This is a genomic window from Clostridium sp. UMB9555A (genome assembly GCF_030222355.1).
Classification (GTDB): domain Bacteria; phylum Bacillota; class Clostridia; order Clostridiales; family Clostridiaceae; genus Sarcina; species Sarcina perfringens.
On record NZ_JASORQ010000043.1, the window covers coordinates 1 to 264 of the forward strand.

Sequence of the window (264 nt, forward strand, 5' to 3'; positions counted from 1 at the left end):
TTGACCTATATTAGTTATAGTTCTCATTTTACAAAGAATAGAAATTGGTTTTGCCAATTTGGCTTGTTGTTTCTATATTAATTTATGTGCAATTTTCAAAGAACAATGGTGGGTCTAAATGGACTCGAACCATCGACCTCACGCTTATCAGGCGTGCGCTCTAACCACCTGAGCTATAGACCCACATATGGTGGAGGTAAGGAGATTCGAACTCCTGACCCCCTGCGTGCAAGGCAGGTGCTCTCCCAACTGAGCTATACCCCC

2 tRNA genes are annotated in these 264 nt (G+C 43.6%); both read right to left on the reverse strand.

Annotated features, from left to right (window positions below):
- Positions 1-106: 106 nt before the first annotated feature.
- Positions 107-183 (reverse strand) — tRNA-Ile (locus tag QP548_RS16880).
- Positions 184-188: 5 nt separating this feature from the next.
- A tRNA-Ala gene (locus tag QP548_RS16885) sits at positions 189-264 on the reverse strand.